General features: G+C 36.3%; 11 protein-coding genes. 8 read left to right on the top strand and 3 right to left on the bottom strand.

Annotation, left to right across the window (positions count from 1 at the left end):
• The first annotated feature begins 5 nt into the window (after window positions 1-5).
• Window positions 6-458 carry an AAA family ATPase gene (locus SP041_RS02385; RefSeq protein WP_025562266.1) on the top strand — a complete coding sequence of 151 codons (453 nt, stop codon included), beginning with the start codon at window positions 6-8 and terminating at the stop codon, window positions 456-458.
• A gap of 245 nt (window positions 459-703) precedes the next feature.
• Here SP041_RS02385 and SP041_RS02390 read toward each other — a convergent pair whose 3' ends face one another.
• Window positions 704-1,084: a PaaI family thioesterase gene (locus SP041_RS02390; RefSeq protein ID WP_025562265.1), complete on the bottom strand. Its 381-nt coding sequence runs from the start codon at window positions 1,082-1,084 to the stop codon at window positions 704-706.
• A 382-nt stretch (window positions 1,085-1,466) separates the two neighbouring features.
• On the opposite strand from SP041_RS02390, the gene SP041_RS02395 reads away from it, so the two are divergent.
• Window positions 1,467-2,432 (top strand): sensor domain-containing diguanylate cyclase, encoded by a 966-nt coding sequence (locus SP041_RS02395; protein WP_025562264.1) that lies wholly within the window; start codon window positions 1,467-1,469, stop codon window positions 2,430-2,432.
• 400 nt (window positions 2,433-2,832) lie between these two features.
• On the opposite strand, the gene SP041_RS02400 is transcribed toward SP041_RS02395, so the two are convergent.
• Entirely contained in the window at window positions 2,833-3,426 is a 594-nt protein-coding gene (locus tag SP041_RS02400; RefSeq protein ID WP_025565955.1) for a phosphoribosyltransferase family protein, read from the bottom strand.
• A 119-nt stretch (window positions 3,427-3,545) separates the two neighbouring features.
• On the opposite strand from SP041_RS02400, the gene SP041_RS02405 reads away from it, so the two are divergent.
• From SP041_RS02405 to SP041_RS02430, 6 genes are all read left to right on the top strand, one after another.
• The gene (locus SP041_RS02405) at window positions 3,546-4,124 is read left to right on the top strand and encodes a phosphoribosyltransferase family protein (RefSeq protein WP_025565954.1); all 579 of its coding nucleotides are present in this window, start codon (window positions 3,546-3,548) and stop codon (window positions 4,122-4,124) included.
• A gap of 896 nt (window positions 4,125-5,020) precedes the next feature.
• Window positions 5,021-6,670, top strand: coding sequence for a bifunctional UDP-sugar hydrolase/5'-nucleotidase UshA (ushA, locus tag SP041_RS02410; RefSeq protein WP_025565296.1), 1,650 nt, complete (start codon window positions 5,021-5,023; stop codon window positions 6,668-6,670).
• Window positions 6,671-6,868: 198 nt separating this feature from the next.
• A complete protein-coding gene (locus tag SP041_RS02415) occupies window positions 6,869-7,948 on the top strand; it encodes a porin (protein ID WP_025565295.1) in 1,080 nt (359 codons plus the stop codon).
• A 46-nt stretch (window positions 7,949-7,994) separates the two neighbouring features.
• Window positions 7,995-11,129: an ExeM/NucH family extracellular endonuclease gene (locus tag SP041_RS02420; RefSeq protein WP_025565294.1), complete on the top strand. Its 3,135-nt coding sequence runs from the start codon at window positions 7,995-7,997 to the stop codon at window positions 11,127-11,129.
• Window positions 11,130-11,274: 145 nt separating this feature from the next.
• Window positions 11,275-13,242 carry an endonuclease gene (locus SP041_RS02425; RefSeq protein ID WP_025565293.1) on the top strand — a complete coding sequence of 656 codons (1,968 nt, stop codon included), beginning with the start codon at window positions 11,275-11,277 and terminating at the stop codon, window positions 13,240-13,242.
• A gap of 275 nt (window positions 13,243-13,517) precedes the next feature.
• Window positions 13,518-14,351 (top strand): 5'-nucleotidase, lipoprotein e(P4) family, encoded by an 834-nt coding sequence (locus SP041_RS02430; protein ID WP_025565292.1) that lies wholly within the window; start codon window positions 13,518-13,520, stop codon window positions 14,349-14,351.
• Between the two features lie 151 nt (window positions 14,352-14,502).
• Here SP041_RS02430 and hflX read toward each other — a convergent pair whose 3' ends face one another.
• Complete coding sequence (gene hflX / locus SP041_RS02435) at window positions 14,503-15,864, bottom strand: GTPase HflX (RefSeq protein WP_025565290.1); 1,362 nt, start codon at window positions 15,862-15,864, stop codon at window positions 14,503-14,505.
• Window positions 15,865-15,922 lie beyond the last annotated feature (58 nt).

Below are 15,922 nucleotides of genomic sequence, written 5' to 3' on the forward strand. Positions count from 1 at the left end.
AATAAATGTTAATAGTAGATTACCAAAGCAAGAGCTATCACCGTTTTTTAAATGATATGCCACAAATTGCAAACCATAAAACACGTTTTTTAATTACGTTTAATGGCGCTAATGAAAGTGATTTAGCAGCAGTCTCTGCTGACTTAACATCGTATACAAAAAGTACAGTGCAACATACAACGGCAATTATCGAAAAAGCATCTGAAAGTGCTGTTGCTGAGCTGTTTACAGAAGCACGTATTAGTAGAAATATATTGTTGTTTGAAAACTCAGATCTCTTGTTTGATAAAAAAACTGAAGTAAAAAATTCACACGAACGTGATAATGGGTTTGACTTGAATAACCTATTTAAAAATATCGCAAAACATAACGGTATGGTTATTTTAGCAACAGATAAAAAGCAAACGTTGAGTGCGACTATGTCGACAAAAATGGATGTAGTGATCCGTTTTAAATAATATCTTATTGAACATCATGGTTATTTAAGTTGTTCAGTTAATATGATGAGTAATGATACTGCAGCTAAAGGGGGGCAGTATTATTTGAAAATAAAGGACTTAAAAAAAACAAGCTCTTAAAAAGTAAATGCTATCAATTCCTTAAAAGAACACGTGAAATGATAAGTTGATATGCAAGGCCCGATGACCTTGAACTTTATTATTTATTTTACTTTTATCTCTGTTTTAATTAATTCCTACCTATTTTATTCATCATTAATAATTGCATAAGTACCTGTTGCATAAGCAATGAGGGAGCCTTCATCATGCAATTCTATGGTTACAAATGAAGTAGTGCGTCCTTGGCGTTTAATCGATGCTGAAGCTAACAAGTATTTCCCTAATGCAGGTTTTAAATAGTTTATCTTTATTTCCATTGTCACCGCAGTAAAGCCATCCTCAAGTCCAGAAACCGCAGCATACCAACCTGTATTATCCATTAACGTCGATATTACACCTCCATGTACAAAGCCTTTATGCTGTAAATGGTAAGGTTTTACATGTAACTCTACTTCTGCTTCACCTTTAGAGAAGCCTTTTAATGAAGCGCCAGTATGTTTAAGAAATGGGAAGTTAATATCCTTCATACGTTATTCCTTTGTTAAATTGAAATTAGGTTCATAAAAATAGAAAGTATAAGCTTTTCTGGCTTATTAGTTGGAGTGGCCTATAAAAATTAGTATATGGGTATACTATTGTTTTTACTATGCTCTTTTAGTCTTAGGGTAGTAATCAATTAAGAAAAGTGATTTATCATTAGTTTTAATGAATGGGTCATATTTAACTTACCATCATTAAAGTAGAGGTGTTATGGTTGTACCAATACTTTTATTTTATACTAAAATTATAAAAGAAAGACTGTGTATAAAAGACGGTATAGAAAAGAAAAATTATGTGGTTATTTTTGATTTCAGTATGATTTCGGCTTTACGGTCGAAGTAAATATTTAAATTAATATCAGGGCTATTTATGAAACAAGCAGATATTCCATTAAATGAAAAAGAACGTCTTAAAGTGCTCAAATCTATTAATGTACTTGATACCGTTGCCGAAGAACGCTTCGATCGTATTACGCGTATGGCGAAAAGAATGTTTAATGTGCCTATTGCATTGATTTCATTAGTCGATGAAAGTCGCCAATGGTTTAAATCTTGTATTGGCTTAGATATTAGTGAAGCTTCTCGAGAAATCTCTTTCTGTGGCCATGCGATATTAGGTGATGACGTTTTTATTATTCCAGCCGCTAGTAAAGATGAACGTTTTTTTGATAACCCGATGGTTGTTGAGGAGCCTTATGCTGAATTTTATGCAGGTTGCCCGCTAACCGTGAATGGCTACCGTTTAGGCACATTATGCCTTGTTGATCATATTGAACGGACTTTTAATAATGAAGATATCGCTGCACTAAAAGATCTTGCTGCGACGGTTGCTTTAGAACTGTCTGCTGTACAAATAGCAACGCATGATGACCTGACTGGCCTGTTAAACAGACGAGGTTTCCTTTCTATGGCGCACAATACATTAAGTTTAAGCGTTAGAAATGAATTCCCCGTCACGTTAGCTTATTTAGATTTAGATAAGTTTAAAGCAATTAATGATAATTTTGGCCATGCGACGGGTGACCTTGTTCTAAGTACATTTTCAACATTATTAAGTGGCTCTTTTAGAGAATCAGATATTATTGCGAGGTTAGGTGGAGATGAGTTTGTTGTGTTATTGAGCAGCACTTCAATGACAGAGGCGAAAAAGGTTATTGATCAGTTTGAAATGACGTTACAGTCCTATCTAGAACAGAAAGAACCTGCGTTAGATGTCTCATTTTCATTTGGAATAGCAGAATTTGACCATAAAAAGCATGAAACGATTGATGCATTATTAGCTGAAGCAGATACACAGATGTATAAATATAAACATGCTAGAAAGAAGAGTGAGTAGACTGGTTACTAAGGTTTCAGGATTTATGTGTAGAGACTTTTTTAGGGCCTGCGTTGAGAGGTTAAACTTTAAGCAAGTTAGGTTAAGCATAGTAATAATACCAAAAGAATTAATAAGGTGATCATTCTTGCTGGTTAAAATCACCCCTAACTGCGTTGCGAGTTTTGAAGTGAGAACAACTATCTCCTACAACTCACGCCTTATTAGTGTTAATTTTTCCTGCGCAATCTCTGATCACTTATTTAATCCCATTGGCATAAAACATTAAGCCTACAATCTATTTTCTATAACCTATTTTCTACAATATTGCTGATAACCGTTCTCAATAGTAGAGTAGCAATCAGCATTTTTCTTATTTTTAATGATTCACTTTTAATGATTTATTTTCAATTATTTACTTTTAACTTTTAATAAATAATTCAGGGTTAATAGAAGGATAAGCAAATGATTTATGTTGCTGAATCTCTTCAAGTGACAAACCTTGTAATTCATAGGGAAAAACGACCCAGTCATCAGTCGCATTCACAAAATAATCTGGACCGCTATTTTCAGGTAATGATGCTTTCTTCCAGACCGTTGCAATTCTCACATCAGCAGGCATATTACGTTTAAGCCTTGCTTTGAGTTCGTTAATCACCGCATCTGCATTTTTTCCTGAACGGTACATGTCATCAACGATCAGTAACTTATCATCAGCATTTAACTTTTTAACTAAATAAGTTAATCCGTGTACATGGATAGGTTGATCGCCATCAGCTTGTTGATGATAACTATCAACACCACCGTATGACGTTCGAATAGAAATATGGTCGGTTTGTACACCGAGGGTCTGTAAACATTCTTGTACATAGATACCAACTGAACTACCGCCGCGCCATAAACCCACAATAAAGGTTGGTTTAAAGTCACTAGCCATAATTTGCGTTGCTAGCTGAAATGACTCCTCGATTAACGTATCTTCATCTAAAAATATTTTTTCACCATATTTAGCCAAGAAATCACCCATTTAATATGTTATGTTTGCAGGATTTTGAATCAAAAAATTAGAACATAAAGAAGATTTTTATTCAATCTTTAGTGGCACTATCTTTAATGTTTTTACTTGGAACTAACATGGCTGATAAACAATATTTAACTGCGCAAAACCTATTAGAAGATTCTTATGCATTAGCTCGTAATATTCTAGATAGTGACTTTAAACCTACTTTTATTGTTGCTGTTTGGCGTGGTGGAGCACCAATTGGTATAGCGGTTCAGGAATTTCTCGCTGTTCACGGTATTCAATCTGATCATATCGCGATTAGAACATCTTCGTATGCTGCTGCAATTGATCAACAGCAGAAAGAAGTTAAAGTGCACGGTTTAAACTACTTAGTTAAGAACCTTCAGCACCATGATAAGTTATTATTAGTTGATGATGTTTATGATACGGGCCGCTCTATCGAAGCTATTATTAAAGAGCTACATAGAAAAACCAGATTGAATATGCCAGAAGATGTCAGAATTGCAGTGCCTTATTACAAGCCTTCACGTAATCAAACAGATCGTGTGCCTGATTATTATCTACATGAAACAGATGCTTGGTTAAAATATCCACATTCGTTAGAAGGGTTGTCAGCAGAAGATATCGCTGTGAAACGTCCTCGTTTATATGAAATTATTAAAGACTTCTTGCCAGCTACAAATCAATAAATAGTTTATTAAATTGCACTTGTAATTAATCAAGTGCAATCACTTTCATTTAAAATAACTTAATTTTGAAACCCTCTAACAGGTATTGGCTACTTTATTCAATAAAACACATTCGATACCCATTACCGTTCAAGCTAACGGACCAGAGGGTAATACCAAAAGAATTAATAAGGAGATCATTCTTGCTGGTTAAAATCCCCCCTAACTGCGTTGTGAGTTTTGAAGTGAGAACAACTATCTCCTACAACTCACGCCTTATTAGTGTTAATTTTTCCTGCGCAATTTCTGATCACTTATTTAATTCCATTGGTATAAGCTTTGAAGTAAACACCTTTGTTGTTACAAAATGTCGATTTAATCCGTTAGATCTTCCTCTTTCTGCCTAGCATCTTTTCGCATCACCGCTTACTGAATTTCGCTCCTTGAATGGTCACGGATATGTATACGCCATTAACTTCTTTTTTATAGCTTGTTCATCATTCCTCTATTTAAAATACCTCATTGAATTTGTCTGAATATTGTTATTTTTTTACATTTCTCATAACTTTTTTATGAATCAAAGGTCATTTTTATGTTTTTTGTAAAATCTTAAAAAAAGAGAGAGCACCAATACAGAGCAATTACTGACCTTTTGGTCAATATGTAGGTGCCCCCTTGTCTTTGATAGTGCTTACTTAACAAATAAAATCATGCCTTTAGACTGTGCAATATCTTCAAAGAAGGGCATTATTAGCACCAAAAAAGAGCAATTAAATAATATGAAATAAGATTACTTGCTATTGATTTCTATTGTCATTTATAAGATGGTGTATTGAAAAATGGATTATTTGTAATATAAAAGTCACATAAACATGTGATCATATAAGACTATTTATTGAATTTAAAGGATTAGATCTATGAATAATAAACGCTTCATTGTGGCGAGCATTGCGTCTCTAATATTGACCGGATGTTCAACTCTCTCATCGACCACCACCACTCAGCAAAAATGGCTGCAAGATAAAGAATATAACCTCACTATTCTTCATACCAATGATAACCACGGACACTTTTGGCAGAATAAATATGGTGAGCGTGGCATGGCTGCACGTGCAACGTTAGTTAATCATATCCGTGCTGAAGTCGAGTCTGCTGGTGGTTCTGTATTGTTACTGTCTGGTGGAGATATTAATACTGGTGTACCAGAGTCAGATCTTTTAGATGCTGAACCTGATTTTATTGGCATGAATATGATTGGTTATGATGCGATGGCGGTCGGTAACCATGAATTTGATAATCCTTTGGATGTACTTGCTAAGCAAGCGGATTGGGCAAATTTTCCCTTTCTTGCTGCCAATATATACAAAGATGGTAAACGTATGTTTGATGCTTACAAAATCTTTGATAAAGATGGCGTTAAAGTCGCTGTTATTGGTTTAACCACAGAAGACACTGTTAAAATTGGTAATCCAGAATTCATTAAAGATATGCAATTTACTGACCCCAAAGTCGAAGCTAAATTGGTGATTGCTGAACTTAAAGCCAAATATAATCCTGATATCATTATTGCAGCTACACACATGGGGCATTATTTAAATGGTGACAACGGGTCGAATGCACCGGGCGATGTTCAATTAGCGCGTTACCTTGATGAAGGTTCTCTCGATATGATCGTAGGTGGCCATTCTCAAGAACCTGTTTGTATGGAAGGTGTGAATGTATATGCAGACTTTAAAGCAGGACAAACCTGTAAACCGGATATCCAAAATGGAACCTATATTGCACAAGCACATGAATGGGGTAAATATGTAGGGCGTGCGGATTACACATTTAAAAATGGCGAGCTTGAACTACAGTCTTACAATCTTATTCCTGTTAATTTAAAGAAAAAAGTAACAGACGCTGACGGTAATAAAACACGTGTGTTTATTCAAGATGAAATCCAACAAAATGAAACCGTATTCAACACACTAAAACCATTCCAAGAAGAAGGACAGGCGGCTTTAAATATTGTGATTGGTAGTAGTAATGGATTACTACAAGGAGAGCGAAAAGTTGTTCGTAATAATCAAACTAACTTAGGTCGCTTGATTGCTACAGCCCACATGCAACGTGCTCAAGCTGATTTTTCTGTTATGAATTCTGGCGGTATTCGTGCTTCGATTGAAGCGGGTGATATTTCTTATAAAAGTGTTTTAACGGTACAACCGTTTGCCAATACGATCACTTATGTCGATATGACAGGAGTTGAAGTGGTTAGTTACCTTAATCAGGTTGCAACAAAAAGCAAAGATTCTGGTGCTTATGCACAATTTTCAGGTATTACAATGACGGTTGCTGACATGCAGGTTAGCAATATTGTTATTGGTGATAAACCGATTGATTTAAATCGTACTTATCGTTTTACCGTTCCATCATTTAATGCTGCTGGTGGCGATGGTTATCCAAAGCTCTCTGAGCATTCCTCTTATGTTAATACCGGTTATGTCGATGCGGAAGTTTTAAAGGATTTTATCCAACAAAACTCGCCGATTAATATTGCTGATTTCATACCTAAAAATGAATGATTTATTTAATAAAGATAAATTCCAATCAATATTTAATAATAAAAAGTATCAATTAATCAGTTACATATAACTGTCATAAACGCATGATAATTTCATACGCATTATGGTTATCGAGCTTTAAAAATTCATTTAAATTATTAGTAATACCTAATTATAGTAATACATTAAGACAAATAACATTCAATTAAGGATTATAAAATGTTAAAAAAATCAACGCTATGCATCGCACTATCAACCATTTTGGCCGGGGCTACGGCACAAGCCGCAACCATTTATGAAAAAGAAAATGGTGACAATCTGAAAGTCTATGGTGAAGTCGGTGTCGGTGGACATATTGGTGCCGATTATGAATATGGTGAATTTTATACGGATGATAAATCATATATCGATGACAGTTTTGCAACACTGGGCCTGAAAGGTGAATACGAGGATATTTATTACCGATTAGAGGTTGATTATGAACGTGAAAATTGGGCATACGGCTCAGGTGATTTGGAATTAACAATAGATAAATTATTTATCGGCTATAAGTTTTATAAAAATCATGCAATTGAAGTCGGATTAACCGACACCGCATTAGATGATTACGATAAATATGGAGACTTTACTTTCGATACAACGGTTGAAACTGGCGAAGCTGGCGATCAAGAAAATACGATTAAATATGAAGGTTCTTTTTCTGATTTTAAAATGGGCCTTTCTTATTCTTATGAAGGTGAAAGTTCATCTGGCTCTGAATTAGGCGACATTATTAATGGTTATGTTGGTTACTTCAGTGATTATGTTGATGTGGTGATTGGGGCTGAAGCACGCAGTGGCTCAGAAGGTATTTCTAAGTACGGAGGGCAAAAACTTTTCTCTTTAGGCCTACGTGCCTACATTACGGATGATTTCGCTATCGGTTTAAATGGTTATATTGAAAATGAAGATATTGCACAAACGAGCACGGTTATTTCTATTAGTAATAGCTTTGAAAAAACAAGCTCTTATAACAATTACCAAACACTTAAGAATCAAGGTGGATTAGTTTCAGCTCGTTACACTTTAAATAAAAAAGTTGAATTTACTGGTTCATTAAATTACGAAGAATATGAAATTTGGGATATTAACAGCACTTATGGTGTTTCGCCTGATAGTGAATTCTCATGGGGTAAAGAGCGAATTTGGGGGACGTTAGGTGTTAATTTCAAACCAACAAGTTCTGTTATTTTTGCATTGGAAGGCAACTTTGGTGAAGCAGCACAAGATGCTTATGCATACGCTCGTGTTTATTTCTAATTAGCTATAAAACTTAAAAAATAAAAGAAAATTGAAGGATCAAATAATGAATAAGAATTTAAATAAAAGTCTATTAGCATTAGCAATAAGCGGTATTTTATCGAGCCATGCTAGCGCCGCAATAACCGATATTATTATCAGTGAATATTTAGAAGGTTCGGGTGATAATAAAGCGATAGAATTAACTAATACTGGCACAAGTAATTACACCTTCCCAAGCAATATCGAATTGCAATATAGTTCTTATAATAATCAAGTTCGTAATCCTGCTGGTGACAACGTACTTGAAGGTGTCACGATTCCCGCTAATTCAACATTAGTTATTTATAACAGTGGGGCAGATATCGCATTATCAGAAGCCATTGCAAGCAGTGCAACAAGTGTTATTGCTGCCACGTACGATGAACAATCATTTAATAGCTTAAGTTTCAACGGTGATGACAAAGTCTCTCTTATCAATACTGATACTAATACTACCTACGATATTATCGGTATAGATGGAACTTATTGGGGATCTGGACAAACATTGCGCCGTAGATTTGTCGAGGGAAATGCAATACCGACTCAATCATCAATCTACAAAGCAGCAGATTGGGAAGACTTTGGTGAAGATGTATATGATGATCTAGGAACGGCAACTTACTCAGAATATCAAGACGTTGTTGCTTCTACATGTGCGTTAGATACGCAAACCACGATCGCAGAAGTGCAAGGTGCAGGTACATCTTCTCCATTGATCACAAGTGGTTTTACCACTGCAGAATCTTACAATGTCACAGGTATTGTGACGGCTGTAACGACTTACCCTGAAAAAGGGTTTTATATGCAAGATGTTGTGCCAGATGGCGATGAACTGACCTCTGATGGTATTTTTGTTAGCACTGCTAATGCAAGTGACGACATGATCGGTACTACTGTTTGTGTCACAAGTACGGTCACTGAATCTTATAATTTAACGCAACTTGAGACTGATGAATGGGATACCGTTGATGCAACATCGTCGGTACCAACTGCAACGGATATTGAAATTATCGCGGCAGATGGTGAGTCATTTAATGCAACATTAGAGCGTTATGAAGGTATGTTAGTTAATTTACCTGAAGATATTGATGCCAACACGAGTGGCAATCAAGATATGCGCGTATCTAAAACATTCGGGTTTAATTACGATACATTCCGTAACGATATGAGCCTATCTTTCCAACGCCCTAACGTAAATCCGACGCAAGACAATGTACCTGGTAGTGATGACGCTTTAGCAGCTGTTGCTGAAAATAATGACTATCGTTTAGTGGTTGAAAGCAGTACAAGGGCCGCCGACGGTGAAATTCCTTATTATTCGAGCTTTAGCTCAGATCCTGCTAATAATTATATTCGTGTTGACGATAGTGTTATCGGAATGGAAGGGGTGATCACCTATAGCTACAGTAACTTTAATCTAGTGGTTACCAATGAGTTATATAACAACAACTTTGTACATAATACAGATAGACGCTCATCACCAGATTTAAGTACAACCACTGAAAATGGTCATTTTTCTATTACAGTTGGAACGAAAAATGTATTAAATCTATTTAACTCGCCATACGGTGGAGAGACTAACTCACATGGTGAAAACCGTGGTGCAGATGACGAAGCTGAATACCAAAAACAATTAGCTAAGTTAGTGTCTGCTATTACAGGTCTAGACGCTGATATTGTAGGCTTAATGGAAATTGAGAATAACGGTTTTGGCAACGACAGTGCTATTCAAGCATTTGTTGATGCGATTAATGAAGAATATTACGACGAAGACCCTAAAGATGAAGATAGTGCGGTATCTACAAGTAACCGTTACGTTTTTGTTGGATATGACTCTAACGGTGACTTAGTACTTGATGAGTCTGATTCTTTAGGCTCAGATGCTATCACGACGGGATTATTATACCGTCCATCTAAAGTCAGCATTGAAAGCATGAGCGTTATCTCTATGCCAGAACAGCACGCACCCGTTGTGGTGAATAGTGCTAATACGGTCATGAAAGATAGCAGTGGTGCCGTACTTGAAAGTGGTGATAACTATCAACGTGAAACAATCGCCGCTACCTTTAAAGTTAACAATACAGGCAAAACATTAACGGTTGCTGTTAACCACTTCAAATCTAAAGGTTCAACTTGTTGGGAAGAATGGGATGGTGTTGAATTTGGTGATGAAAGCACATGGTCAGATGATGCCCCAGATGAAGATTTACAAGGTGCTTGTGAAAACCTACGTGTTGCCGCAGCTGTACAGCTAGGTGAAGAGCTTGAAGACCTAGGTGGTGACCGTATTATTGTTGGTGATTTAAATTCTTACGGTCAAGAAGATCCTCTTTTAGTGTTAACTGAAAATATAACAGGTAAAACCATTACTACTGCTCGTGATACGTTCATTGGTGATAAACCTCAGTTTACAGTGGCTGGTACCCCTCAAGAAATAACTAAAACCTATGGTTACATCAATACTATTGCCTTAAAAGATGCAGAAAAAGGCCAATCAAGTTGGAGTTATTCTTACAATGATGAAATTGGTTCTCTTGATCATATTTTAATTAGTACTTCATTAGAAACTCGTTTAATCGATGCAGTTGATTGGCACATTAATGCACCTGAATCTTCTTTATTTGACTACAACACTGAATATAAAGGTGATGATTATGAGAACTTCTATGTTGATGACGAGTACCGTTCATCGGATCACGATTCAGCGATTATGTCATTAAGCTACGAATATGGAGAAGTGGGAGAAGGCGAGCCTGTTTACCTTACCATTAGCAGCAGTGCGGTCGATGTGCCTTATGTGCTTGAAGAAGGTGCTTTAATTGGTGATGTTGCACAAATTCAATTGTCTTCATCAACAGATATGAGCGATGTAGTTCTCCCTAATGTCACGATTACTGAAGATAACCAATCATTGGTTGAAATTGAAGTTTATGGCCTAGATGCAGGAAATTACACTGCAAAAATGACATTAATACGCGACGCAGAAGTGATGTCAGAGTTTACAAAAACAATGTCCTTTGAAGCAGCGTCTAAAGATTCTACGACAACGAGTGTTGCGCCTGCAGAAGAGTACGATGGTTCAGGTGGTGGTTCATTCAGTATATTTGGCCTTATCTCATTACTAGGCTTAGGTTTTTTACGTCGTTATAAAGCGCAGTAATAACTGAATTTGAATCTAATCATTATAACGATAGCACTTACATTAATTGCGCTTTTACATTAGTTGAAAATACGCTTGTTGTAAGTGCTGTTGTTTTTATGATGATTAACCATCAATGATTAAATGGAATTTAAAGAGAGATATAATGGATAATAAATTAAAAAAAACAGCACTATGTTTATTGGTGCTCGGAAGCCTTACTGCTTGTAATAGTAGTGATGATACATCAACGGTTTCTAGTAACGATTATATAACGGCAGTTCAAGCTACTGAAGAAGTTGAAGAAACGGTAGAAGATGCAAGCGAAGATAATGACTCAACAGTCACAGACGGTAATTTATTACTGAATAGTGATTTTGAAAGTTGGACAGATGGACTGCCTGACGGTTGGACCATCATTGATGATGGGATTAGTGTTGCACAGAGTACGAGTATTTATTATACAGGCGAAACTGCAACGTTTGCTGTTGGTGAAAATTCAGCAGCAATAACTGTCACAACTGAAGTGCAAGGCGATACTGATTTCCGTCAATCAATTGATGTTGTTTCTGGCACAACTTACTTGTTTAGCACATGGATATATCATACGGAAGGGATGGTTAGTGCTCGACTTTATGTTGATGGTTACCAAGGATATTCTGATGCCGATCTAGTTAATCAATGGCAAGAAGTAACTTATAGCTATACGGCTGATGAAGATAAAAATATTGAAGTCGGATTACGTTTTTATGACCAAACGGGTTTTGATGGTGAGGAAATTGTTTATGTTGATAATTTCTCATTCTCATCTGATGGCGAGGAAACGATAACTGATGACACTGTGGAAGAAATAGTTGATGAAGTGAACGTTGAAGAAGAGACGACGGACAAGAACCGTGTAGATGATTCTAATGGTAATTTATTAGTTAATGGTGGTTTTGAAAGTTGGTCTACATCTTTACCTGATGAATGGACAACTATCGACAGCGACGTTAGTGTTTCACAAAATACGACTATTTATAATGAAGGAGCATCTTCTGCAGAAATATCAGTTAACAGTGGTTCACAGGGTGACACTGATATTCGCCAATCGATTGATGTTACTGAAGGCATAACGTATAGCTTTTCAACGTGGGTTTATCATACAGAGGGCTTAATAAAAGCACGTTTATATATCGGTACTGAATATGCGACTTATTCAGATAATACTATTTTAAATGCATGGCAAGAGGTGACTTATAGTTACACTGCCGCCGCTAGTGGCAGTATCGAAGTTGGGATTCGTTTTTACGATCAAACTGGATATGTTGATCCTGAAATTGTTTATATTGATGATTTCTCAGTAAGCTCAGACAGCAGCTCTAATACAAGTGAGTACTATGCAAGTGCTGCGGATTTAACGGGTCTTGAGTTAAAAACAGCACTGTATAATATTATTAAAGACCATACGACTAAAACTTATAGTAACTTATGGGACTTTATGGGCACTAATTCTTTAGATGTTTATTATGAAAATGATGGCACTATTTTAGATATGTATTCTGAAAACCCATCAAGTTCTGATACTTATAATTATACGCCAGTGACTGATCAGTGTGGTAATTATTCTGGTGAAGGTAGTTGTTATAATCGTGAACACTCTTTCCCGAAAAGTTGGTTTAATGACGACTACCCAATGTACACAGATATCCACCACCTTTTTGTAACGGATGGTTATGTGAACGGTAAACGTAGTAATTACCCTTATGGTGTTGTTGGTACAAGTACATTTGTATCAGACAATGGTAGTAAAGTTGGCTCTGCAAGTAGTGATTTAGGTTACTCTGGTACGGTATTTGAGCCGATTGATGAGTTTAAAGGTGATTTTGCTCGTGCTTACTTCTACATGGCAACACGTTATGAAGATATCATTTCTACATGGGAAGTTAACTCTGATTCTGCAGATGCTGTGTTAGATAGCAGTTCAGATTATGTGTTTGAAGAGTGGGTTATTACTATGCTGAAAAGTTGGAATGAGAATGATCCTGTGAGTCAAAAAGAGTTAGACCGTAATGAAGCGGCTTATGAGTTCCAAGGAAATCGTAATCCATTTATCGATCATCCTGAATATGTTAGTGAAATTTGGGCTGATTAATTCTATTGTGATTCCAGATTCATTATAAGATTAATACGATGATAAAAGCGTTACCTTTTAGCGAAGGCTCTGGTGAAAGGTAACGTTTATTTTTATTTTTAAGCTTGGCAGATTCAAGCTTGAATAATGATAGTTAATATTAATTTATTTCACTCTGCTTAGCATGATAAAAAGCCTCTTCTGCACGCAATAAATATCAAGTAATAGATGTATAACATGTTAATATTTAACGGTTATACCTTGTCTCTTATCAATTACACTCTCCTGGAGAAAAAATGAAGAACCTTTCTAAAAACCTATTAGGTCTTGCAATCGTCGTTGCATTCACTTCGACATCTTTTGCCGCTGATAAGCCATTTACGGCTAAAAATTTAAATGACGAGTCAGTTTTAGCCCTTTCATGGGTACAAAACTCAGCTGAATTTACCGCGCTTTCTTACCAAGCATTTAATTTTGCTAAATTAAGATGGGACATGGATAAACAAGATGGTAAAAAAGCAATTGTTGTTGATGTTGATGAAACTATCATTGATAACAGCCCTTATAACGGCGGTTTAATTGGTAAAGATTATGGTTATAGCGGCGATACATGGAAAGCTTGGAGTGAAGATAAAAGTGCAACTGCATTACCTGGTGCTGTCGCTTTTCTGAATCATGTTGTTGAAACCGGTGGTGACGTTTTTTATGTGACGAACAGAAAATCAATGCCTGAGAAAAACATGGACTTGAAACCATCAACCATGGAAAACTTAAAGGCATTAGGGTTTCCACAGATTGATGATAAACACATGATGCTTAGAACCAGCACATCAGAAAAACAAGAACGACGTGATAGTATCACTGCGATGGGGTATAAAATTGTTTTACTCATGGGTGATAACTTGGGCGATTTTGATGTTGCTTTTGAAGGTAGCACAATGGCAAGCAGAGCGAAGGCTGTTGAAGATCATAAAGCTATTTTTGGCGATAAGTTCATTGTTTTACCAAACCCAACTTATGGAGCATGGGAAGCTGCGGTTTATGGTGGCGGTGAATGGTATAAAAAATCAGCACAAGAAAAGTCTGAACTTAGAAAGAGTACATTGAGAAAGTTTGAATTTGAAAAATAAAGTATCAACTGTTAGTTTTTAATTATTAATTGTTAATCGCTCATTGAGCGATTAATCAATTCAAATTAACACAAAAGGCCTAATATAAAATATTAGGCCTTTTGTGTTTTTAACGATTGCGAGTTACTTTTTAGATCTCGTTATTAACTTTTTAAAAAGAAGATGTTAGTAACATTTTATGTAACCGTTCTAAGGCAATAGGGCTCGCCTTTAAAGTCAGTAACACACCATCCTCTTTATATTGCTCATCGATAACCTGCATTTTACTGTGTATTTCACCCATAATCCCACTGGCGGTATAAGGGATATTAAAACAAGCTGAGCACATTTTTTTCTCTAAAAACACTTGGATTTGCTGGTGGACCATAGCTACATCATTTTTATCTCGGGTGCTTATTTGTAGCGCATCAGGGTATTGCTCTAATAATGTCAATTGTTGATCTTCCGTTAAGCAATCAACTTTATTCAATATTAATAATTTATTATTGAAATCTACATTGAGTTCGCCTAACACTTGATCGACAACAGCAAGTTGAGATACAAAATTTGGATCTGAAGCATCAACTACGTAAAGCAATAAAGAGGCTTCTTTTGCTTCTTCTAACGTAGAGTGAAATGAGGCCACTAAATCATGCGGTAATTTTTTAATAAAACCGACAGTATCAGAAATTAAAATTCGCGGTTGAGTAGCGGGTTGTAAGGTACGAACCGTGGTGTCTAATGTTGCAAATAGTTTGTCTTCAACTAGTACATCAGAATCCGTAAGTGCGCGCATTAAAGATGACTTACCTGCATTGGTGTAACCGACTAATGCAACACACAATTGCTCAATACGACCACTACGTCGACCTTGCATCTCTTTTTGTAGTTTTTGAATTTCTTTCTTTATATCGGCAATTTTATCACGAATGCGACGTCGGTTAATTTCAAAAGCAGTTTCACCTATCCAACGACCTTTTTGGCGTTCTCTGTCACCGCTGTTTTCATCGCGTACTCGGGGTGTTAAGTAATTAAGGCGTGCAATTTCTACTTGTAATTTTGCTGTTCGAGTACGTGCATGTTTACTGAATATTTCAATAATAATACGTGTGCGGTCGTAAACTTCTACACCTAATGCGGCTTGCACATTATGCAGTTGATTCGGACTTAATTCACAGTCAAAAACCACCACATTAGCTTGCTCTTTAATTTCTGATGAGGCAATTAAGTCATTTAATTCATCCTGATCAAAGTCAACTGACTCAAACTCTGTTGCTGTGTCACTTTGCTCAGGCAGTTCCTCATCATTGGTTAGCGCTGCTAACTCTTCCAGTTTTCCTGAGCCTAATACTGATAACTGTTTAGTGGATCGTTGACGTTGTGTTTTACTACCGACAACAGAAAAGCCTAAAGTATTCACTAAGCGACCCAACTCAGACAATGATTCATCTACTTCTTGTTGAGTTACATTAGGTGTACGGATAGAAATTAGCAGGGCGCGGGTCGTTGTGTCTTCTGTGGTAGCGATTGACATTGAATGCTCATATTACTTAAGGAGTTATAGGTGCATCCTACGCTGTTGTGATGTGCTT

It is taken from the genome of Psychromonas sp. SP041 (assembly GCF_000470315.2).
GTDB lineage: Bacteria > Pseudomonadota > Gammaproteobacteria > Enterobacterales > Psychromonadaceae > Psychromonas.